Consider the following 20,352-nt stretch of genomic DNA (forward strand, 5'->3'; position numbering starts at 1 on the left):
TGCGGGTGTTTTGCTGTTCAGGCGAGCCTGCTCGTTTGACAATCAGCTGCAAAGATTCGCCCAGCAATAGGGCAAAGCAGGATTGCCGTTCACGGCGATGAACGCCTGCTGAACAAGTGCTCAAGCGCAATTGAGCGCCTGGCAGCACGGCCGCGAGACGCGGCAGTTGCACTGAGGCAGCGGCCTTGTTATGGGCGCGCATGTCCTCATCAGAACCTATCCATATCATTGGCGGCGGTCTGGCCGGCTCCGAAGCTGCCTGGCAGGCGGCACAGGCCGGCGCGCGCGTCATCGTCCACGAAATGCGCCCAGTGCGCGCCACCGATGCCCACCAGACCGAGAGCCTGGCGGAGCTGGTGTGTTCCAACAGCTTCCGCTCGGACGACCATGAGCAGAATGCCGTGGGGCTGTTGCATGAAGAGATGCGGCGCTGCGGCTCGCTGATCATGCAGGCGGCCGACCAGCACAAGTTGCCGGCCGGCGGTGCGCTGGCGGTGGACCGGCACGGCTTTTCGGCCGAGGTGACCAAGGCGATCGAGAGCCACCCCAATATTTCCATCGAGCGCGAGGAAGTCGCCGGCTTGCCGCCAGCGGACTGGCGCAATGTGATCGTGGCGACCGGGCCCCTCACCTCCCCGGCACTGGCCGAGGCGGTGCTGAAGCTGACGGGCGAGGATGCGCTGGCGTTTTTCGACGCCATAGCGCCCATCGTGCACTACGACAGCATCAACCAGGACATTGTCTGGGCGCAGTCGCGCTATGACAAGGCGGGGCCGGGCGGCACCGGGGCGGACTACCTTAACTGCCCGATGGACCAGGAGCAGTATAACCGGTTCGTCGACGCGCTGATCGAAGCGCCGCTGCACGAGTTCAAGGATTGGGAGAAGGTGCCCTATTTCGATGGCTGCCTGCCGATCGAAGTGATGGCCGAGCGGGGCCGCGAAACGCTGCGCCACGGACCGATGAAGCCGGTCGGTTTGACCAATCCGCGCAACCCCACGGTCAAGCCCTATGCGATCGTGCAGTTGCGGCAGGACAATGCTTTGGGGACGCTGTGGAACATGGTCGGGTTCCAGACCAAGATGCGCTATGGCATCCAGGCCGAGATCTTCCGCATGATCCCGGGGCTCGAGAACGCGCAGTTCGCGCGTCTCGGCGGCCTGCACCGCAACACTTTCCTTAATTCCCCCAAGGTGCTGGGCGCCGATCTCAAACTCAAGGCTGATCCGCGGCTGCGCTTTGCCGGCCAGGTGACGGGCGTTGAAGGCTATGTGGAAAGCGCGGCGATCGGGCTGCTGGCCGGACGCATGGCGGCGGCCGAAGCGCGTGGCGACACCCTGCCCCCGCCCCCGATCACCACGGCACTGGGCGCGCTGCTCGGCCATATCACGGGCGGGCACCTCGAAGCCGAAGGCTATAGCGGAGCACGCTCGTTCCAGCCGATGAATGTCAATTTCGGGCTGTTCCCGGAAGTGACGGTGACCAAGCCCGAGGGCGCGGGGCGCTGGCGCGGCAATGACAAGGTGATCGCCAAACGGCGCATGATCACGGCGCGGGCGCTGGACGATCTCAAGAGCTGGGCATGACGAACGAGGCGCTGCAAGCCTATCTGCATGAACATATCCCGCTGTCGCGGGCGATGGCCGTGCAGGTGGTCTCGAGCAGCGCCGAAGCCGTGACTTTGGGCGCGCCACTCGCGCCCAATATCAATCACCGCGATACGGTGTTTGGCGGCAGCGCTTCGGCGCTGGCGACGCTTGCGGCCTGGTCGCTGCTGCATGTGAGGGTGACTGCGCAGGGGTTGCCGAGCCGGCTGGTGATCCAGCGTAACAGCATGGAATATTTGCGCCCCATTGCCGGAGAGTTCACGGCAACGGCAACGCTGGATGGCGACTGGGCGGCGTTTACGCGCATGCTGGCGCGCAAGGGCGTGGCGCGGATCGCGGTCGTCTCGCGGCTGGATTATGCCGGTGAGATGGCGGGGGCGTTTCGCGGCGAGTTCGTGGCGTTTGGCGGGGAGCGGGAGTAGCCGCGCGTCGTGCTTAGGCACCGCCATCTCGGGATGGGCCGCGGCTCAAGGCCGGGGTGACAGCTAGTGGGTGGGGCGGCCTCGGAAGTCCGCCCGGCCGCAGGGGCGCTTAGCGGTTGCGGAATGTCCACCAGGAGAGGCGGGCGATTTTCTGCCAGTCGGGCAAGTCAGGGGGAATCGCGAAGAGACCCTCCCCTGAGCTGTTGATGCGCTCGAGCTGGGCGCGCAGCGTGGTGAGCGGGGCAAAGGCGGGGCGCAGATCTCCGGGCAGCGCTGCAATAGCAGTCTCGGCCTTGGCGAGGTGGTCGGCGGCGAGTTCGGCGATCTGGCCGAGAGCAGCGGCAAGGCCGTCGCTTTCGGTGCCGGTAAAGATCTCGCTTTCGCGCACACCGTTGGCGGCAAAAATGGTCCAGGGCAGCATGATGCGCCCTTGCCGGGCGAGGACACCAAAGGCGCGGCGGTGGCCGATCAGGGCGTGCGCGACGCCGAGATGACCGGCGGCGTCACCGGGCTCGACGAGCTGGCCGTTGTTGAGGACCATCGCCGCGAGCTGGTACAGGGTCGAGGCGGTTTCGCCGGCATAACCCTCGAAGCTTTCCAGATCGGGCATGGGATCGTCATAGAGATCGAAGCGCCGCGCGCCCAGCAGGCGCTGCAGGGTGCCGGCGGGAATGGCGTAGCGCTCCACAGTTTGGAGCAACGCGTCGGCTACCGGGTTCTGCCGCAGCTCGCCGTGCCCTTCTCCGCTCAGAGCGTCATTCCACCACTGGAGGCGAATTTCGCCGGGCGCGGGATTGGAGACGCGCTCACGAATGGCGGCGACTTCGGCGCTGAAGGCATAAAGCGCGGTGACGGGGTCCCGGTGCTCGCCCAGCACCAGGGTCGAGAGATAACGGTCGCGGTCGAGTTCGCGCAGGCTCGTGGCGGCATGCCTGAAGCTTTGATTGCTGCCAGTCGCCTGGGCCTGTGCCATCACCGGACCCGGTCGACGGCCAGCAGCGCGGCGCCAACGGCGCGTTGCTCGGCCAGCAGAACATTATAGGTGCGCACGGCGCCACCAGTGGCGATGGCTTCGACGATGATGTTGCACTCGCGCAGCGCTTCGCGGATGCCGCGGGGTAGCCCGAAAATGTCAAAGCCGAGCCCGATCAGCAGAACATCGATGGCGTCGGCCGCGGCAAAAACCGGAGCGAGGCTTTCGAGCGTGATGTCACCGGGCTCGGTGACGTCCCAGGCGTGCATGCCCGTGGGCAGGCAGAGGAGCGAGCCGCGATGGGACAGGTCGGCAAAACGGAACCCGCCTTTGCCATAGGCATCAATGCCGACCTGTTGCGGGTAAAAGCCGCTGCCGCGCCCTTCCTCCGACATGGCCTCAGACAGCCGGCTCGTCGACGGGCTTCTTTTCGGCCAGATCGGTGCGCTCAGCCCGGGACTTGAGGCCGAAATTGATCAGGATCGGGCCGGCAACGATGATCGAAGAATACATGCCCACCAGCGAACCGAAGGTCATGGCGATGGTGAAGGAGCGGATCACTTCCCCGCCAAACAGCACCAGTGGAATGAGCGCCAGGAACACGGTGAACTGGGTGAGCGAGGTGCGCACGATGGTCTGGTTGATCGACAGATCAATCAGCTCGGGCATGGGCATGCTCTTGTACTTGCGCATGTTCTCGCGGACGCGGTCCGAGATCACCACGGTTTCGTTGAGCGACAGACCCACCAGGGTCAACACCGCCGCGATGGAGGTCAGATTGAACTCCAATCCGGTAATGGAGAACAGACCGATGGTCATGATGATGTCGTGCGTGGTGGTCGTGACCGCGGCCATGGCGAACTGCCATTCGAAGCGGAACCAGAGATAGAACAGGATGGCCACGAGCGCGATGATCACGGCGATCGTGCCCTTCCACGCCAATTCGCTCGAAACGGTGCCGCTCACCGCTTCGGTGCGGCGCACTTCGTAGTTCTCGGTAGCGAGGGCGTCGACGACCTTCTGGACGGCGACCTGATCGGCATCCTGGCCGCCTTCCTGGGCCTGGACGCGCACCAGCACGTCCTCGGGCGTGCCAAAGCCTTGCACCTGCACTTCGCCGAGGCCGAGGCCCTCAAGCAGCTCGCGCACCTGCCCAACATCGGCGGGGCCGCCGACATGCTGGATTTCGATCGCGGTGCCGCCCACGAAGTCGATGCCGAGATTGAAGCCCTTGAAATAGGCCGAGCCCAGCGACAGCACCGAAGCGACCAGCGAGAAGGCGATCACATAGCGCGAGATCTTCATGAACGGGATCTTGGTGCCGTCCGGAATGAAGCGGAAGTGCTGGATCTTGAGGGTCTTGGGGCGACGCCAGTTGTACCACAGGCGCACGAAGTAGAGCGTGACCGTGTAGGAGGTGAAGAGCGAGGTCACGATGCCGAGCGCGAGGGTAACCGCAAAGCCCTGCACCGGACCCGAGCCGAGGAAATAGAGCACCACGGCGGCAACGAGCTGGGTCAGGTGCGAGTCAACGATCGTGCCCCAGGCCCGTTCGAAGCCGGCATTGATGGCCTGCAGCGGGGTCTTGCCCGCTTTCATTTCTTCGCGCATGCGCTCGTAGATAAGCACGTTGGCGTCCACGGCCATGCCGATGGTCAGCACGATGCCGGCGATGCCGGGCAGCGTCAGCGTGGCGCCGAGCATGGACAGCGCGCCAAAGATCAGGACGATGTTGAGGATCAGCGAGATGTTGGCGAAGACGCCGAACAGCCCATAGGCGATCACCATGAAAGTGATCACGAGGACGGCGGCGACAATACCAGCGGTGAGGCCCGAGCGGATGGAGTCGGCGCCAAGGCTGGCGTCAACGGTGCGCTCTTCGACCACATCGAGCGAGGCGGGCAAGGCGCCGGCGCGCAGCAGCACGGCAAGATCGCTGGCGCTCTGGGTGGTGAAGCTGCCCGAGATCTGGCCGGTGCCACCGGTGATGGGCTGCTGGATCACGGGCGCGGTGATGACCTGCTCGTCGAGCACGATGGCAAAGCGCTGGCCGACATTGGCCGAGGTGATTTGGCCAAAGGTCAGGGCGCCATTAGTGTCGAAGCGGAAGGAAACGACCGGAATGCCGCGCTGCTGGTCGTAGCTGGGCTGGGCATCAACGAGCGACTCGCCGCCAAGGGCCACGTCTTCAAAGATCAGCTCGGCGCCGCCATCCTGGCTGGGCAGGATCATGGTGCCGGCCGGCAAGCCCTGGGCTTCCGCCTGGGCAGCAGTCAGGCCGGGATAGACCATGTGGAAGGTCAGGCGCGCGGTCTGGGAAATGAGGTTCTTGAGGCGCTCGCTATCGCCGAAGCCGGGAACCTGGACAAGAACGCGATTGGTGCCCTGGCGCTGGATGGAGGGCTCGGTGGTGCCAAGCTCGTCGATGCGGTTGCGAATGACTTCGATGGACTGGGACACGAGCGAAGAGGTGCGCTCGGCGATGCCTTCGCGGGTCAGGGAAACGGTGAGCTTGCCATCGGGGGTTTCGCCAAAGGCCAGTTCGTTGACGCCGGCGGCCGCGAACATGGAATTGCTGACGGTGTTCTGCAGGCCCTGGAGGGCCGTACGCGCCGCTTCGAGCTGGCCGGGATCGGTCAGCTCGATGACGAGGCTGTTGTTGGCGGCATCGGTGGTGATGAGATTGCCGATGCCGTTCTGGTTGGCCAGGACGTTGCGCACATCACGGCGCAGGCTTTGCAGCCGTTCGGACACGATGCCTTGTTCGTTGACCTGAAGCAGCAGGTGCGAGCCGCCCTGCAGATCAAGCCCCAGCACCACGGTCTGCTTCGGCAGCCAGCCGGGCCAGTTCTCCCTCACATTGTCCGGCAAGAAGCTCGGCACGGCAAAGAGAATGCCCATCAGGGCAACAATGACGATGATAGCGGTACGAACGGGCGAGAACTGCATCAGGTGTCCTAGAGACGAAAAAACCGGGGCAGAGCCCCGGCATGATCCTGCTTAGACGACAGGCTTGTTGTCGTTGACGGGCTCGGCTTTGGTGCGAACATCGGCAACCATGCCGCGCACCAGCTTGACCTTGACGCCCTGGGCGATCTCGACTTCGAGGTCTTCGCCGTCAACGGCCTTGGTGACCTTGCCGATGATGCCGCCAGTGGTCACAACGGTATCGCCACGACGGATCGCCGAGAGCATTTCGCGCTGCGCCTTGAGGCGCTTCTGCTGGGGGCGGAAGATCAGCAGCCAGAAAATCACCACGAGCAGCAGAATGGGCATCATCTGGATGATGATGTCCTGAATTCCACCACCGGCGACGGGGGCGCCTGCCGCCTGGGCAAAAGCGGGCGTAACAAACATCGGCGAGCTCCTTTAGGTTTTCTTTTTTGGCTTTGCTGGAGAACGGGCGCCTAGCCGATTGGCATGTAGGGCGCGACTGGACGCAAATCTAGGCTGCAGCACTTGCGCCCGGATCAAAATCGCGCGGAGTATACCCGCGGCCCCCTTCCATTGCAAAGGCAATCCGGGAGTCACACATTGCCGCGGCAACAACAAAGGAAGCCCCGTTGACCAGCCAAGACTATCTCGCCGAGATCGCCCAGTCCCTCGCCCGGATCGCCCAAGCCTTACAGCCAAAGGATGCAGGCGTCGACCAGGCGGCGGTGTTGGCGAGCGCTTCGGCATTCCACTGGGACGGTGCTGCCGGGCAGTTGATGCCGGTGCCGCGGGTAAGCCGGGTGCCGCTGGCCATGCTCAAGGGAATCGATGCGGTGCAGGATATCCTGCTGCGCAATACCGAGCAGTTTGCGCGCGGGCATGGGGCCAATAATGCGCTGCTCTGGGGCGCGCGAGGCATGGGCAAGAGCTCGCTGGTCAAGGCCATCCATGCCGACATCGTCGAGCGAACCGATGAGGGCTTCCTGCGGCTGGTGCTGATCGAGATTGCGCGCGAGGATTTGGAATCGCTGCCGGTGCTGATGCGGCGGATCGCCAATGCCGAGGGGCGGTTCATCGTCTTTTGCGATGACCTCAGCTTTGACAGCGGGGAAACCTCCTACAAGTCGCTCAAGACCATTCTGGATGGCGGGCTCGAGGGGCGCCCGGACAATGTGCTGTTCTATGCCACCTCGAACCGGCGGCACCTGATGCCGCGCGACATGATCGAGAACGAGCGCGCCACTGCGATCACGCCGGGGGAAGCGGTGGAGGAGAAGGTGTCGCTGTCGGATCGATTCGGATTGTGGCTGGGGTTCCACAATTGCGACCAGCCCACGTTCCTCCTCATGGTCAAAACCTATGCCGAGCATTACGGGCTCGACATCGACGAGGAAACGTTGCGGGCGCGGGCGATCGAATGGTCGGCGACGCGCGGGGCGCGGTCAGGCCGCGTGGCGATCCAGCTGGTGCGGACGCTGGCTGGAGAAATGGGCAAGGCGGTATAAACCGCCCTGCCCTTCAAGCAGTCTCCGAAGCTGTCAGGCGATGCCTAGCTGGCGAGCAGCGGCATCGGATCGACCGGGGTTGCGCCCTTGCGCAGCTCGAAGTGGAGCTGGGGCTTGGACACCGAGCCCGACATACCGGCGGCACCGATGGTGTCGCCGCGATTGACCACGGCACCCTTGGCAACGCTCATCGACTTGAGGTGCGCATAGGCCGAGACATAGCCATTGGGGTGGCGGATCAGGATCAAATTGCCATAACCCTCGACGCCCGAGCCGACATAAATGACGGTGCCATTTTCGGCGGCGGCGACAGCGCTGCCTTCGGAGGCCTCGATATTGATGCCCGTGCCCTTGGACGAGGCAAAATCGGTGAGGACGCGACCGGTGACGGGCCAGCGGAACTTGTCATTGCCCGACATGGCCGGCTCGGCGGCGGGCGCCGGAGCCGTGGCCGTCTTGGTGGGCGCTGCCGGTGCCGCCGCGGGCTGGCTCGGAGCGGCGGGTGCCGCAGCCGTTGGAGTCGGCGTCGTGGGCAGAGTGGCGATGGTGGCGGCGGCAGGCGCGGCAGTCGGTGCAGCGCTGGCCAGCTGGGTCACCGGAGCGGCTGGCTTGGCCAGATCCGAGCGGCCCGGAATGATCACGGCCTGGCCCACAACGATCTTGTCGGGTGAGGACAGGCCATTGGCCTGCACCAGGGCCTGGGTGGTCACGTCATAGCGACGGGCGATGGTGTAGAGCGACTCGCCGCTGGCAATGGTGTGGGTGTAGGCGCCATTGGCACTGGCGGCGGGAGCCGTTGGGGCCGGAGTGGCAGCCAGCTGGGGCCGCTGGGCTGCAAGGTTGGACGGCGGAGCGCCCATGGCAACGGCGGGAGGAAGGGGAGCGACGGGGGCAAGGCTGGTCTGGGCTTGCATGGCGGGTTGTGTTCCCATTGAAGACTGTGAACTCAGTACTGGAAGGTCTTGGGACTGCACGGACGGCATCGAGCCCGTCGGCGCAACCGGCGCCATTGCGGTCATCGGTTGTGGGTAGCCTGAGGGAGGCGAATTCCAGCCGCCGCCACCGCCGCTAACGTTAGCGGGGGGCACGAACGAGCCTTCGGCAACCCGGGTGGACGCGCCCAAGCTCGATGGCATGGGCTGGTTGAGCGAAGCCGGCGAGGACTGGCCCACAGAACTGGTGACCGTCGAGTCACCAAAGCTGCGACTACCCAGGCTCGAACAGCCCGAAAGCGCAACCGCACCGACCACAAGGCCTCCGATCGCGACGGCATTCTTTAAGGCCCGGCGGGATACGCGTGTACTCATTATTCTCATCCGTACGCGGCTACTCAACACGAGTTTGAATCTAGGCCGGTAAGGTAAAGACGAGTTTAAAGCCGTCGCGATTTGCATAAAATCCGAACGGGTTTTGTGTTCGGTAAGGTTAAGGCGCGGAAAGGCCGCTCAGCCCTGGGCGAGCGTCAGCGTTCCGGCGATGCGCAACAATTCGGCGGTGTCGGTTTGCTGCAGGCCCAGTGGGGTTACGGTTACCGCATGGCCTTGGCGCAGCTGCTCGAAATCGGCGGCTGGATCCAAGGGCATGGGAGTTTCGGGAATGGCGACGAAGAACTTGCCGGGATTGTCGCTGGCGTAATAGCGGAAGGGAGAGCGCGAAAAGCGCTGATGCCGCACCACGGCGAGGCCGCTGACTGCATCGGGAGCGCAGGTGGGAAAGTTGACGTTGTAATAGATGTCGCGCGGCGGGGACGCAGCGAGAATTGCCCGGGCGGCAGCGGCGCCATAGCGCCGGGCATTGGACCAATCGATGGCGTGGCCCTGCTCGTAATTGATGGCCTGGCTCATGGCGATGCCGACTGCCCCCTGAAGCGCGCCTTCGCGCGCCCCGCCAGCGGTGCCGGAGCAATTGATGATATCGCCCAGGTTCTGGCCGGCATTGACGCCGGAAAGAACGAGGTCGGCGGGGTGATCGCCCAGGAGGTGGGTCATGCCGGCCACGACGCAATCGGCGGGCGAGCCGCCGACCACGGCAAAGCGGCGGGGCCCGCGCTCGTCGATGCTGAGTTCGCGCCCGAGCGTGAAGCGGTGCCCTGCCCCGCTCTGGTTGCCATCGGGCGCGACGATCCAGACATCGTCGCTCAGTTCGCGGGCGATGGCGGTCATCACTTCGATGCCCGGCGCATCCACACCGTCGTCATTGGTGATGAGGATGCGCAAGGCCATTATGGGCGTCCGATCGTGGTGAGGCCGCCCATATAGGGCTGGAGCACAGCGGGAATGGCAATGGTGCCATCTTCCTGCTGATAGTTTTCCATGACGGCAATAAGACAGCGGCCCACGGCCGTGCCCGACCCATTGAGGGTATGAACGAAGCGCGGCGCCTGCTTTTCGCCGGCGGGACGATAACGGGCATCCATGCGGCGGGCCTGGAAATCACCGCAGACCGAAACCGAGGAGATTTCGCGATAGGTGTTCTGGCCGGGCAGCCAGACTTCGAGGTCATAGGTGCGCTTGGCGCCAAAGCCGATATCGCCGGTGCACAGGTTCATGACCCGATAATGCAGGCCCAGGCGCTGCAACACGGTTTCGGCACAGCCCAGCATGCGCTCGTGCTCGTCGACCGAGGTTTCGGGCGTGGTGATCGAAACGAGCTCGACCTTGTTGAACTGGTGCTGGCGCAGCATGCCACGGGTGTCGCGACCCGCAGAGCCCGCTTCGGAGCGGAAGCACGGGGTGAGCGCGGTGAAGCGCAGGGGCAGTTCTTCCTCGCTAAGGATCGCTTCGCGCACGAGATTGGTGAGCGGCACTTCGGCGGTAGGGATGAGTGCCAGGCGGCTGTCGCCATGCGGGGTGAAGAACAGGTCTTCCTCGAATTTGGGCAGCTGGTTGGTGCCAAACAGCGCCTCGTCCTTGACCAGCAAGGGCGGCTGCACTTCGAGGTAGCCATGCTCGGTGGTGTGCAGATCGAGCATGAACTGGCCGAGGGCGCGTTCCAGGCGGGCCAGCTGACCCTTGAGGACAACAAAGCGGCTGCCCGAGAGCTTGGCGGCAGTTTCAAAGTCCATGGCGCCCATGGCTTCGCCGAGCTCAAAATGCTCCTTGGGGGCAAAGCTCAGGCTCGGCTTTGGCGCACGCACCTGCGCGGCGGTTTCGGCGGTGCCGTTGCGGCCGAAATATTCGACATTGCCGGTTTCGTCGGTCCCATCCGGCACATCCTCGAAGACGAGGTTGGGCAGCACCGACAGAGCGTTGCGAAGCTCAAGCTCAACGGCGCGCTCTTCGGCTTCGCCCTGAGGGATGAACTCCTTGAGGCCGGCGACCTCGGCCATCAGCGCGGCGGCCTTGGCTTCGTCCTTTTGTGCCTTGGCCTGGCCGATCTGCTTGGACAGGGTGTTGCGCTTTTCCTGCGCGTCATTGAGGCGGGTGATGATGTCGCGGCGGCGATCATCAATGGCCAAGAGATCGGCCGCGCGCACAGGCACGCCCTTGCGGCGCGACATGCCGGCATCAAAGGCTTCGGGATTGGCGCGGATCCATTTGATATCGAACATGGCTAGAGGGGCTGCACCCCACCTCTTCAAGGGTTTCGGGACGCGGGGGCCAGCCGCCAGCAGATGCGGCAGGCAGGCCCCAAGCGGGTCGGTCAGTTGCCGGCGATCAGGACGAGAGTCCGCTCGCCCGAGCCGCTTCGGCGGCAGCGCGGCGCCGCTCGATCATGCGCACTGACATGATCGAAAGCTCGTAGAGCAGGTACATGGGCACGGCAAGACCGATCTGGGAAATCGGATCTGGCGGGGTGATGAAGGCGGCAAAGATCAGGATGCCGACAATGGCGTAGCGGCGGCCCTTCTTGAGCATGTCGACATGGACCAGATCGATCTGAGCCAGGAGCGTCAACACCACGGGCAGCTGGAAGCAAACGCCGAAAGCCAGGATCAGCGTCATGGCTAGGCCGAGATATTCGGAGACGCTGGTGAGCATGCGGATCTCATCGGTCTGCATGCCCGCAAAGAAGTGCAGCGCCATGGGCAGGACGACGAAATACACCATGCAAGCGCCCAGAATGAAGAAGATGGGCGTGGCAATGAGGTAAGGGATAAAGGCGCGGCGCTCATGCTTGTAGAGGCCGGGCGCCACGAACATGTAGATCTGGCTGGCGATAAACGGGAAGCCCAGGAAAATGGCACCAAACAGGGCGAGGTTGAGCTGGGTGAAGAAGAATTCCTGGGGCGCGGTATAGATCAGCTCCAGATCGCCCGGATCGGAATAGATCGAGCGATAGGGTCCGAGCAGCACATCGAAGATGTTGCCGGCGAAAACAAAGCACAGCATCATCAGGGCGACCACGGCGATCGCCGAATAGATCAGGCGCTTTCTCAGTTCGACCAGATGCTCGAGCAGCGGGGCTTCGCTACCCGCCAGCTCGTCTTCAGGCTCGGGCGCCGTGCCTTCGATCTTGAGCTTCTCGTCGGCCATCAGCTGTTCTCAAGCGGCGTTGGAGCTGCCGGGCTATCGGCAGGCTCGCCGGGAAGCGCGGGCACTTGTTCGGTTTCGCTCGGTTTCTTGGAGCGCTTGCGCGGCTGGCGGGGCGTTGGGGCCGCCGGCGAATCGGCAGGCTCGGTGGGCAGAGCATCGGGCACTTCGCCCTCAGATGCCGCCTTCTTGGTGCGCGGCTTGCGCGTCTTGGGCGTGGCCGGGGCATTGAGGGGCGCGAGTTCGGTGGTGGTGACCGGCGCGGTAGGGGCTGGGGTGGCTTGCACAGGCGCCTCAACAATCTGAGCGGGAGGGAGCGGGGCGGGCGCCGAAGCAGTCGCCTCGGCGGCGGGCGTTTGGATGCCAGCGGCAGCGCGTATCTCGTCGACCACGCTTTCGGCCGCCGGATCGGCAGGCTTGATGATCCCGCTGGGCTTGGGCCCCGTCGGGGTCATGGCGTTGAACTCACGCCGGATTTCTTCACTGGTCTTTTTAAGCGGCGCGGTGATGGAGTTGCGCAGATTGCGCACCTCGTCGAGCCCCGTCGTCTTGTTGATCTCGCGCTGGAACTCGTTGCCCATGCGACGGATCTGGCCGACGATCTTGCCGACGCGCTGCATCACTACGGGCAGGTCCTTGGGGCCAATGACGATCAACGCCACGACCCCGATGACCAGCATCTCTGTCCAGCCCAAGCCGAGCATATAAGTATCCTTGCCTACGAACGCGTCGTCTAAACGGACCCGATGACCGGGACCTTAGAGCTCGCGGGTCTTTTCGGCTTCGCGGGCTTCGATATCAGCGGTGGTGGTGACCCGGTTGACCGGCTTGTCATCGTCGTCGCGCATGCCTTTCTGGAAGGCTTTGATGCCGCTGGCGACTTCACCCATCATGCCGGAAATCTTGCCACGGCCAAACAACAGGATGACCACAACGGCCACAACGAGGATGCCCCAAATTCCTGGCGCGTGCATATCAATCTCCCTTGAACTACGTCCATCGCGATAGCCTGACAGATATAGCGAGAAATAGGTTTAATCGCGGGCAAACACAAGAACGTGTTGCTGATTGCACACCCCGTAACGCCGCAGGCGACTATTGCTCAGCGGAATCGAGGTCTTGCAGCGGATCTTCATCCTCGTGCAACGGGCCATCAAAGGGCAGGCGCAGCGAAGTTGGCGGGCGCGAAACCAGCAGCCCTGCCCCCTTGAGGTCTTCGATGCCAGGTAGATCGGCGAGGCTTTCCAGCCCGAAATGGTCGAGAAAGGCTGGTGTGGTGCCATAGGTCACCGGGCGACCGGGAACCCGGCGACGGCCGCGCAGGCGAATCCAGCCGGTTTCGAGCAGGATGTCCATGGTGCCCTTGCCAACGGCGACGCCGCGGATTTCCTCGATCTCGGCGCGGGTGGCGGGCTGGTGATAGGCGATGATGGCAAGGGTTTCGAGCGCGGCGCGCGACAGGGTGCGGCTCTCCTCCTGCTCGGCGCGGAGCAGGAAGGACAGGTCGGGCGCGGTGCGAAAGGCGTAGGCGTCACCACGGCGGACGAGATTGACGCCGCGGCCGGCATAATGGCGGGCAAGCTGATCGATTGCGGCCTCGACATTGGCGCCTTGGGGCAGATGCGCGCCCAGCTGGGCCGCCGTCAGCGGCTCAGCCGAGGCGAAGAGCAGCGCTTCGAGGATGCGCAGCGCCTGATCGGGCGCGAGAGGATCGTGGTTGGTCAAGCGCCCTCCCCGCTCCGGCGGCGGAGCATCAGCGGGCCAAAGGTTTCCTTTTGGCGCAGCTCGATCTCGCCTTGGCGCACCAGTTCCAAGCTCGAGGCAAAGCTCGAGGCGCGGGCGGTGACCCGCTCGGCGGGATCATCGATATAGGCGGAAAGGCAGGCGTCGAGGCTGACCCAATCACCGGTTTCTCCCACAAGAATGCGCAGCCGGTCGCGCGCATCCTGGAGCGACCAGACGACGCGGATGCGGGGAGAATAAGCGGGCGGATGGACGCGCTCGCGCTGGGTGGCATAGGCCTTGAGCAGATCAAGCAAGCTCGTGTCCCAGCGGGTGTGGCGGGCGATCTCGACCGGCTCTGGATCGCCGCGGGGATGCACCGCAATGCCGAGGCGCGGCCGATCGCGCAGGCGAGTGGCGGCCTGGCGCATGGCTTCGAGGCGACGCAGCCGCCATTGCAGCCGGGCAGCCATTTCGGCGCCACTGGGCGCCTCGTCGGCGGGCGCGGCGGGCAACATCAAGCGGCTCTTGAGATAGGCGAGCCAAGCGGCCATCACGAGGTAATCGGCGGCGAGTTCGATGCGCTGTTCGCGCTGTTCTTCCACAAAGGCGAGATATTGGTCGGCCAGTTGCAGCACGGAAATGGCCGAGAGGTCGACCTTCTGGCGGCGGGCCAGATCGAGCAGGAGATCGAGGGCACCCTCGTAGCCGTCCAGATCGACATGCAGCACCGGGCCGTGGTCGGGCTTGGGGTCGAGCCAATCGGTGGCGATGCTGCTGGTCATAAAAGGTTCTGCGGGTGGCTGGGCGCGCAAGCTGGCGCCTCAGCCGATCAAGGTCAAGCGGAGCCGGCCCGCAGCAAGGCGATACGCACGACTAAAGCGTGAAGCAATCGCCGCCGGCCGATTTCAGGCTGGAGCAGAGCTGGTTGGCGTCGGCGGTGGAGTTGGCCGGGACGCGAACGCGATAGAAGATGCCCCGTTCGCCCAGATCGACGCGCTGCACTTCCAGATTGGCCCCCTTGAACAGCGGGCCGTACTGGTTGGCGATCTGCAAGGCGCTTTGGCGGGCGGCTTCCTCGGTGCGCTGCGACGAGAGCTGCACATAAGCCGGCGCGTTGCTGAGGGGCGTTGCAGCGCTGGCCTCGATCACGGTTTGCGCAGCCGGGGGCTGAGCGGCAGCCTGCGGCGCCGGTGCGGGGTCAACCAGCGCATTGACCGGCGAAGTTGCGGCCGGTGGCGGCGCGAGGTTGGCGCCGCCCGCCGCAGCAGCTGGCGCTGCAGCGGTTGGCCGGGCGGTGAAAGCGGGACGATTGAGCGGCACTGGCGCGGTCTTGCCCGGGATGGGCGCACCGCTGACGTCAACAGCGGGAACCGTGGAGCCAGGCACAACGGGGGTGACCGGTGGCCCCGCGGGGACTTGCGCCTCGGGAGGGGCGGCAGGCGTTGCAGGAGCAGTGCCGCCCGGCGGAGGAGCGAGGCCGGGCGCGGGATCGGCGCCAAGGCTGCCCAGCAGGCTCGGCTCGGTGGGATTGGCGCCCGGAACTTCCGGGACATTGGGGCGGTCCACCGGCAGCATGGCGCTGCCGGCGACACTGTTGTCACCGCTGACAATGGTGCCGTCCGGACGAACCGTAACGGTGCGGACCTTGCGATTGACCACGCCTTCAGGTACGGGCGCAGCTGCCGGGGGCGGCACCTGGGTGACTTCGTTGACATCGGCCTGGTCGCGCGACACCAGCTGTTCTTCGGCGCCGGGCACGACGCCATCGATCTCGTTGAAGATCACCGATTGCTGGGGGGCTGCGGATTCATCGACCGGAGGGGGCTCTTCCTTGACGGGGGTGGCGTCAGCGGTGAGCAGCGGCGCAGGACCGCTGTCGCCGTTATTGCCAAGCACCCAGTAAAGGCCGCCACCGGCCAGCAGGAGCAGAACCAGGGCGACGCCGGGACCAACAAGGGCGCGGCTCCAGCCAAAGGAGCGCGGGGCCCTGTCCGCGCGGTCGGGCTTGACGCGGCGGACGCGCGGCGGCTTGGGCGCACGTTCGGGCTTGGGTGCCCGCTCGGCCTTGACGCGGCGGCCACGGGGCGCAGGTTCAACCGGTTCGGGATCATCCACCCAACCCACTTCCGCACCGGTGGCGGCGGCAGCGGCGAGGATGGCCTCGTCGGCGCCAGAAACAACGCGCTTGCCCGTGGGCTGAGGCGGCAAAGTGGGCGTCGCAAGGCTGCGCTGCGGTGTCGCGGGCGCGGGGCGAGGGGGTGGAGTTTCCATATCCACGCGGGCGGCGCGCCCGATCAGATCTTCGATGTCCCTGATAGGATCACCCGAGGCGCCGGACTGGGGCGTACCCCGCACCGGCGCTGCGGCAGCGGATGGCAATTCGGGCTCACGCGGTGGCGGGTTCACGGGTGCCGGCGCGGGCTCCGTCGTGCGCGACATATTCACGGGCGGCGCGGCCCATTGCGAAGCGGATGGCGGCGGAGCCGAAGGCATTGGCCGCGTCGCACCCATGGAGGGCTCGATGCGGGCGCCCGATTGTGGCTGGCCTGGCTCGCGGCCGGTTTCGGGCTCGACGCGGGACTGGGTGCCCGGCGTCACCACGTCGGGCGCTTGCCCGGGCGAAGGTTCGTCGCGGGTTTCGCCAAACAGTTCGGCGGCGATCAGATCGCCAATGGAATCGTGCTCGGGCGTCGGCACGGGATCAGCAGCGGGAGAAGTGGAGACAGCGACCGGCGCCGCCGCTGCCGGTTGAGCCGGTGCGGTGGGGGTGCCAAAGCCGAAGTCAAAATCAAAGGGGTCGTGGCGCGGGGCCGGCTCGGCTGCGGCGGTCTGAGCGGGAGCAGACGGCTCCACCGGCTCAGGGGGCGTGGGTGCTGCGGCCTGCGGCCGTGGCTCAAGGCGGAACTGATCGGGCGCGGGCTCGGTGCGCGGTGCTGGGGCCGGGGTGAAGCGGCCGAAATCATAGCGCGACGGCGATGCCGGAGCGGCTGGCGCCGCCGGCACAGGCTGGCTCGGCTCAGGCGCATGGGCGCCCGGTACGCGCACGCCAGCAGCGGACGCAGCCGGTGCGGGCGCAGGCGGAGCGGGTGGAGGGCTGGGCTGGGTCGGCGTGGCATCTTCGGCCATGAGACGCGCGAGTTCAGCGATCAGATCATCAGGGGATGTGGACTGTGCACCCATTGGCTGCGGTTTCGCTGTCGTTATTGGAGCAGCGCCCTCTAGGTTCCTGCAATAGCCGAAGCCCGGCTATTGGCGGCGAGACAACATAGTATTACGCCCGAATTATGAAAGCTCCTCGGGCGCAGACACGCCCAAGATCGCCAAGCCGTTGCCAAGCACCTGACGAACGGCATCAACAAGCGCGAGCCGCGCCAATGACAGCATTGGATCTTCAGCGTTAACAAAGCGTAAGCGCGCATCTTCATTGCCCTTGGCCCAAAAGCCGTGGAACGCCGCGGCCAACTCGTGCAGGTAGAAGGCAACGCGGTGCGGCTCGTGGGCGACTGCGGCTGCGGCAACAGAGCGCGGCCAGGCCGCAAGGGCGCGGATCAGTTCGAGATCGGCCGCAGAATCGAGGCGATCAAGCTGGGCAGTCGCGAGCGCTGCCGGTGACACATCCATTTCTGGCAGGTCGCGCGCAGCGGTGCGGAACACCGAGAAGGTGCGCGCATGGGCGTATTGGACATAGAACACCGGATTGTCGCGGGTCTGCTCCTTGACCAGCGCAAAGTCGAAATCCATGGCCGCATCGTTGCGCCGGAACAGGAGCATGAAGCGCACGGCATCGGCGCCCACTTCCTCGACGACGTCGGCAAGGGTCACGAGATCGCCCGAGCGCTTGCTCATCTTGAACGGCTCGCCGTTCTTCATCAGCCGCACGAGCTGGCAGATCTTGACGTCCATATCGGCGGCGCCACCGGACACGGCCTTGACGGCGGCCTGCAGGCGCTTGACATAGCCGGAGTGATCGGCGCCCAGCACATTGACCATGTGCTTGAAGCCACGCAGATATTTGTTGCGGTGATAGGCGATGTCGGCGGCGAAATAGGTGTAGCTGCCGTCCGACTTGACGAGCGCACGATCGACGTCGTCGCCCCAATCGGTAGCGCGGAACAGGGTTTGCTCGCGGTCTTCCCAATCCTCGGGGGTCTTGCCCTTGGGCGCTTCGAGCCGGCCCTGATAGACCATGCCCTGCTCGCGCAGCCATTCGAGGGTGGTGTCGATGTCCCCGCCCTGCCCGTGCAGCGTTTTTTCGGAAAAGAACACGTCGTGGTGGATGTTGAGCTTGGCCAGATCGCCCTGGATTAGTTCGAGCATGGCGACAAGGACGCGATCCTTGACCAGTGCGAGGGCTTCGGCTTCGGGCATGTGGAGCAGCTTGGGGCCGAACTCGGCGGCCAGGGCCTGCCCTACGGGGACCAGGTAATCACCCGGGTAGAAGCCCGAGGGGATCTCAATGGTTTCGCCCAGGGCCTCGCGGTAGCGCAGGAGGGTGGAGCTGGCGAGCGTATTGATCTGGCTGCCGGCGTCGTTGATGTAGTATTCGCGCGTCACCTCAAAGCCCGAATAGGCCATGAGCGAAGCCAGCGTATCGCCAAAGACCGCGCCCCGGGTGTGGCCCACATGCATGGGGCCGGTGGGGTTGGCCGAGACATATTCGATGTTGACCTTTTCGCCCTTGCCGAGGGTCGAGCGGCCGAAATCGGGGCCGAGCTCGGCGACCGAGCGCAGCACCTGGAACCAGATGGCGGGGGCGAGGCGGAAATTGATGAAGCCGGGGCCGGCCACTTCAACCGAGCTGACGTCGGTATCGGCCTTGAAGTGCTCGACGATGGCATTGGCCACTTCGCGCGGATTCTTGCCCAGGGGCTTGGCCACGATCATGGCGGCATTGGTGGAGAGATCGCCATGGGCGGGATCGCGCGGGGGCTCCACGACGATGCGCGCCAGCAGCTCGGGGGCAAGATCGGGGTAAAGCGATGCCAAAGCATCGGCCACTCGTGCGGCAAAGAGCGCGAAAACGTCCATGATTCAACCTGACAGGGAATATAGGGTCGGGTTAACGGAATTCCGGGCGAGCGTCAAACAGGCGGGCATATTCATCGAGGGCATAGGGGTCGGTCATCCCTGCGATGAAGTCCGCGACCACGCGGGCAAGCTCGGCCTGCGTCGACGCGTCGGCGGCGAGAGTGCCCCAGCGGCCGGGGAGATCCCGGGTCGCAAGATAATGATCAAAGAGGGCTGCCACGACGTCCTCACTTTGGCGCACCGGGGCCATGACGCTGGGGTGGCGATAAACCTGCTCGAAGAGGAATTGCTTGAGGCCCTGCACCTGCGTCGCCATGGCTCGGGAGAAGTTGACAAGGGTCGTGCCGGCATGGCGCACATCCTCGGCGGTCTCGATCCCCGCGGTGGCGATATTGGCGGAGGACGCGGCGATAACATCCTCGATGCTGGAGGTGATGAGGCGGCGCTGCACTTCATGGGCCTGGCGCTTGGGGCTGACCTCGGGATAACGGGCGCGCACTTCGGCGATCATGGGGCCGACCAGGGGAACGGGCGCGAGGGCATCGAGGGTTAAGAGGCCGGCGCGCAGGGCATCGTCGATGTCGTGGGCGTTGTAGGCGATGTCGTCAGCGACGGCTGCAGCCTGAGCTTCGAGCGAGGCGAAGGTGGACAGGCGCAGATCGGCGCTGGCGGGCAGATCATGGAGGCCAGCGGGCAGGCCTTCGAGCGCATATTTACCAAAGGGGGTGCCATCGGCATTGATGAGGGGGCCGTTGTGCTTGAGGATGCCTTCCAGGGTTTCCCAGGTGAGGTTGAGCCCGTCATGCTCCGCGTAGCGGTTTTCGAGCCGGGTGACGACGCGCAGGGCCTGGATGTTGTGGTCGAACCCGCCCCAAGGGGCCATTTTGCCCTGCAGCACCCGCTCGCCGGCATGGCCGAAGGGCGTATGGCCCAGATCATGGGACAGGGCGACAGCTTCGGCGAGGTCTTCGTCGAGCCTCAGGGCCCGGGCGATGGAGCGGGCCATCTGGCTGACCTCGAGCGTGTGGGTCAGCCGGTTGCGGAAGTGACGGCCTTCGTGGTGCAGGAAGACCTGCGTCTTGTGCTGCAGGCGGCGAAAGGCGGTGGAATGGATGATGCGGTCACGGTCGCGCTGAAATTCCGAACGGGTCGGACTGGGCCCGGTGCCGTAAAGACGGCCCAGGGATTGTTCGGGTTTGGAGGCATAGGGCGCGGTGTCGCTCATCGGTGATCGCAGGGCTCTTTCCAATTGGCCCAAAGGTTCCTATTTTAGCCTGACCGTTATGTCCCCCTAAAACGGCATGGAATCGCAAATGTCAGCTATCGCCCTCGCTCCGGAAGTTGTGCTCACCGATCGGGCCGCCAAGCGCGTGTCGCGCATCCTTAGCAAGGAGCCGGACGGCACGGTGCTGCGTATCTCGGTGGCCGGCGGGGGCTGCTCGGGCTTCCAGTACGAGTATAACCTCGTGCAAGAACAGCCCGCGGCCGACGACGTCGTGCTGCAAAAAGGCGATGCGGTGGTACTGATCGATGCCATGAGCCTTGAATTCATGGGCGGCGCCGAGATCGACTTTGTGGACGATTTGATCGGGCAAGCGTTCCAGATCCGCAATCCCAATGCCGTGGCGTCCTGCGGCTGTGGCACGAGCTTTGCCGTTTAAGCACTTGCGATTGAGCTGATTTCGC

The 20,352-nt window shown here is 64.9% G+C and carries 19 protein-coding genes; 4 read left to right on the forward strand and 15 right to left on the reverse strand.

What is annotated here, in order from left to right:
- The first annotated feature begins 200 nt into the window (after positions 1-200).
- On the forward strand, positions 201-1,586 hold the full coding sequence (gene trmFO / locus AC3YOG_RS09750; protein WP_489934908.1) for a methylenetetrahydrofolate--tRNA-(uracil(54)-C(5))-methyltransferase (FADH(2)-oxidizing) TrmFO: 1,386 nt from the start codon (positions 201-203) through the stop codon (positions 1,584-1,586).
- Positions 1,583-2,029 carry a YiiD C-terminal domain-containing protein gene (locus AC3YOG_RS09755; protein ID WP_489934909.1) on the forward strand — a complete coding sequence of 149 codons (447 nt, stop codon included), beginning with the start codon at positions 1,583-1,585 and terminating at the stop codon, positions 2,027-2,029. The genes trmFO and AC3YOG_RS09755 overlap by 4 nt, the downstream gene beginning before the upstream one ends.
- 109 nt (positions 2,030-2,138) lie before the next feature.
- On the opposite strand, the gene AC3YOG_RS09760 is transcribed toward AC3YOG_RS09755, so the two are convergent.
- The 4 genes from AC3YOG_RS09760 to yajC are packed head-to-tail and all read right to left on the reverse strand — an operon-like array spanning position 2,139 to position 6,359.
- On the reverse strand, positions 2,139-3,002 hold the full coding sequence (locus AC3YOG_RS09760) for a phytoene/squalene synthase family protein (RefSeq protein ID WP_489934910.1): 864 nt from the start codon (positions 3,000-3,002) through the stop codon (positions 2,139-2,141).
- On the reverse strand, positions 3,002-3,397 hold the full coding sequence (locus tag AC3YOG_RS09765) for an Mth938-like domain-containing protein (RefSeq protein ID WP_127752617.1): 396 nt from the start codon (positions 3,395-3,397) through the stop codon (positions 3,002-3,004). Before AC3YOG_RS09765 ends, AC3YOG_RS09760 begins: the two co-directional genes overlap by 1 nt.
- A gap of 4 nt (positions 3,398-3,401) precedes the next feature.
- Positions 3,402-5,954 carry a protein translocase subunit SecD gene (gene secD, locus AC3YOG_RS09770; RefSeq protein WP_489935270.1) on the reverse strand — a complete coding sequence of 851 codons (2,553 nt, stop codon included), beginning with the start codon at positions 5,952-5,954 and terminating at the stop codon, positions 3,402-3,404.
- Positions 5,955-6,002: 48 nt separating this feature from the next.
- A complete protein-coding gene (gene yajC, locus AC3YOG_RS09775; protein ID WP_127752615.1) occupies positions 6,003-6,359 on the reverse strand; it encodes a preprotein translocase subunit YajC in 357 nt (118 codons plus the stop codon).
- Positions 6,360-6,565: 206 nt separating this feature from the next.
- Here yajC and AC3YOG_RS09780 point away from each other — a divergent pair, with 206 nt between their 5' ends.
- Entirely contained in the window at positions 6,566-7,441 is an 876-nt protein-coding gene (locus AC3YOG_RS09780; RefSeq protein WP_489934911.1) for an ATP-binding protein, read from the forward strand.
- 44 nt (positions 7,442-7,485) lie between these two features.
- Here the strand turns inward: AC3YOG_RS09780 and AC3YOG_RS09785 are convergent, their stop codons facing one another.
- From AC3YOG_RS09785 to AC3YOG_RS09835, 11 genes are all read right to left on the reverse strand, one after another.
- Entirely contained in the window at positions 7,486-8,355 is an 870-nt protein-coding gene (locus AC3YOG_RS09785; protein ID WP_489934912.1) for a peptidoglycan DD-metalloendopeptidase family protein, read from the reverse strand.
- 531 nt (positions 8,356-8,886) lie between these two features.
- Positions 8,887-9,663 (reverse strand): 5'/3'-nucleotidase SurE, encoded by a 777-nt coding sequence (gene surE, locus AC3YOG_RS09790; RefSeq protein ID WP_172122963.1) that lies wholly within the window; start codon positions 9,661-9,663, stop codon positions 8,887-8,889.
- Positions 9,663-10,991, reverse strand: coding sequence for a serine--tRNA ligase (gene serS / locus AC3YOG_RS09795; protein ID WP_489934913.1), 1,329 nt, complete (start codon positions 10,989-10,991; stop codon positions 9,663-9,665). The genes surE and serS overlap by 1 nt, the downstream gene beginning before the upstream one ends.
- A 106-nt stretch (positions 10,992-11,097) precedes the next feature.
- Positions 11,098-11,916, reverse strand: a complete 819-nt coding sequence (tatC, locus tag AC3YOG_RS09800) for a twin-arginine translocase subunit TatC (protein WP_127752610.1) — start codon at positions 11,914-11,916, stop codon at positions 11,098-11,100.
- Positions 11,916-12,617, reverse strand: a complete 702-nt coding sequence (gene tatB / locus AC3YOG_RS09805; RefSeq protein ID WP_489890496.1) for a Sec-independent protein translocase protein TatB — start codon at positions 12,615-12,617, stop codon at positions 11,916-11,918. Before tatB ends, tatC begins: the two co-directional genes overlap by 1 nt.
- A 54-nt stretch (positions 12,618-12,671) precedes the next feature.
- Complete coding sequence (gene tatA, locus AC3YOG_RS09810; RefSeq protein ID WP_127752608.1) at positions 12,672-12,887, reverse strand: twin-arginine translocase TatA/TatE family subunit; 216 nt, start codon at positions 12,885-12,887, stop codon at positions 12,672-12,674.
- A 121-nt stretch (positions 12,888-13,008) separates the two neighbouring features.
- Complete coding sequence (scpB, locus tag AC3YOG_RS09815; RefSeq protein WP_489934914.1) at positions 13,009-13,638, reverse strand: SMC-Scp complex subunit ScpB; 630 nt, start codon at positions 13,636-13,638, stop codon at positions 13,009-13,011.
- Entirely contained in the window at positions 13,635-14,420 is a 786-nt protein-coding gene (locus AC3YOG_RS09820; protein WP_489934915.1) for a segregation and condensation protein A, read from the reverse strand. The genes scpB and AC3YOG_RS09820 overlap by 4 nt, the downstream gene beginning before the upstream one ends.
- 91 nt (positions 14,421-14,511) lie before the next feature.
- The gene (locus AC3YOG_RS09825) at positions 14,512-16,818 is read right to left on the reverse strand and encodes an SPOR domain-containing protein (protein ID WP_489934916.1); all 2,307 of its coding nucleotides are present in this window, start codon (positions 16,816-16,818) and stop codon (positions 14,512-14,514) included.
- 102 nt (positions 16,819-16,920) lie between these two features.
- A complete protein-coding gene (gene argS / locus AC3YOG_RS09830) occupies positions 16,921-18,666 on the reverse strand; it encodes an arginine--tRNA ligase (RefSeq protein WP_489934917.1) in 1,746 nt (581 codons plus the stop codon).
- A gap of 31 nt (positions 18,667-18,697) precedes the next feature.
- Complete coding sequence (locus tag AC3YOG_RS09835; protein WP_489934918.1) at positions 18,698-19,891, reverse strand: deoxyguanosinetriphosphate triphosphohydrolase; 1,194 nt, start codon at positions 19,889-19,891, stop codon at positions 18,698-18,700.
- Positions 19,892-19,979: 88 nt separating this feature from the next.
- Here AC3YOG_RS09835 and AC3YOG_RS09840 point away from each other — a divergent pair, with 88 nt between their 5' ends.
- Positions 19,980-20,327: a HesB/IscA family protein gene (locus AC3YOG_RS09840; protein WP_172122954.1), complete on the forward strand. Its 348-nt coding sequence runs from the start codon at positions 19,980-19,982 to the stop codon at positions 20,325-20,327.
- The last annotated feature ends 25 nt before the right edge of the window (positions 20,328-20,352 follow it).

Source organism: Devosia sp. Z6_126 (assembly GCF_058133495.1).

What these genes read in the sequence shown, in the direction of transcription:
- tatB (WP_489890496.1), bottom strand. Translation starts at nt 12,617, where the DNA reads ATGCTCGGCTTGGGCTGGACAGAGATGCTGGTCATCGGGGTCGTGGCG.
- argS (WP_489934917.1), bottom strand. Translation starts at nt 18,666, where the DNA reads ATGGACGTTTTCGCGCTCTTTGCCGCACGAGTGGCCGATGCTTTGGCA.
- AC3YOG_RS09820 (WP_489934915.1), bottom strand. Translation starts at nt 14,420, where the DNA reads ATGACCAGCAGCATCGCCACCGATTGGCTCGACCCCAAGCCCGACCAC.
- serS (WP_489934913.1), bottom strand. Translation starts at nt 10,991, where the DNA reads ATGTTCGATATCAAATGGATCCGCGCCAATCCCGAAGCCTTTGATGCC.
- yajC (WP_127752615.1), bottom strand. Translation starts at nt 6,359, where the DNA reads ATGTTTGTTACGCCCGCTTTTGCCCAGGCGGCAGGCGCCCCCGTCGCC.
- AC3YOG_RS09835 (WP_489934918.1), bottom strand. Translation starts at nt 19,891, where the DNA reads ATGAGCGACACCGCGCCCTATGCCTCCAAACCCGAACAATCCCTGGGC.
- surE (WP_172122963.1), bottom strand. Translation starts at nt 9,663, where the DNA reads ATGGCCTTGCGCATCCTCATCACCAATGACGACGGTGTGGATGCGCCG.
- AC3YOG_RS09755 (WP_489934909.1), top strand. Translation starts at nt 1,583, where the DNA reads ATGACGAACGAGGCGCTGCAAGCCTATCTGCATGAACATATCCCGCTG.
- trmFO (WP_489934908.1), top strand. Translation starts at nt 201, where the DNA reads ATGTCCTCATCAGAACCTATCCATATCATTGGCGGCGGTCTGGCCGGC.
- AC3YOG_RS09825 (WP_489934916.1), bottom strand. Translation starts at nt 16,818, where the DNA reads ATGGGTGCACAGTCCACATCCCCTGATGATCTGATCGCTGAACTCGCG.
- tatC (WP_127752610.1), bottom strand. Translation starts at nt 11,916, where the DNA reads ATGGCCGACGAGAAGCTCAAGATCGAAGGCACGGCGCCCGAGCCTGAA.
- AC3YOG_RS09785 (WP_489934912.1), bottom strand. Translation starts at nt 8,355, where the DNA reads ATGCAAGCCCAGACCAGCCTTGCCCCCGTCGCTCCCCTTCCTCCCGCC.
- AC3YOG_RS09765 (WP_127752617.1), bottom strand. Translation starts at nt 3,397, where the DNA reads ATGTCGGAGGAAGGGCGCGGCAGCGGCTTTTACCCGCAACAGGTCGGC.
- AC3YOG_RS09840 (WP_172122954.1), top strand. Translation starts at nt 19,980, where the DNA reads ATGTCAGCTATCGCCCTCGCTCCGGAAGTTGTGCTCACCGATCGGGCC.
- AC3YOG_RS09760 (WP_489934910.1), bottom strand. Translation starts at nt 3,002, where the DNA reads ATGGCACAGGCCCAGGCGACTGGCAGCAATCAAAGCTTCAGGCATGCC.
- tatA (WP_127752608.1), bottom strand. Translation starts at nt 12,887, where the DNA reads ATGCACGCGCCAGGAATTTGGGGCATCCTCGTTGTGGCCGTTGTGGTC.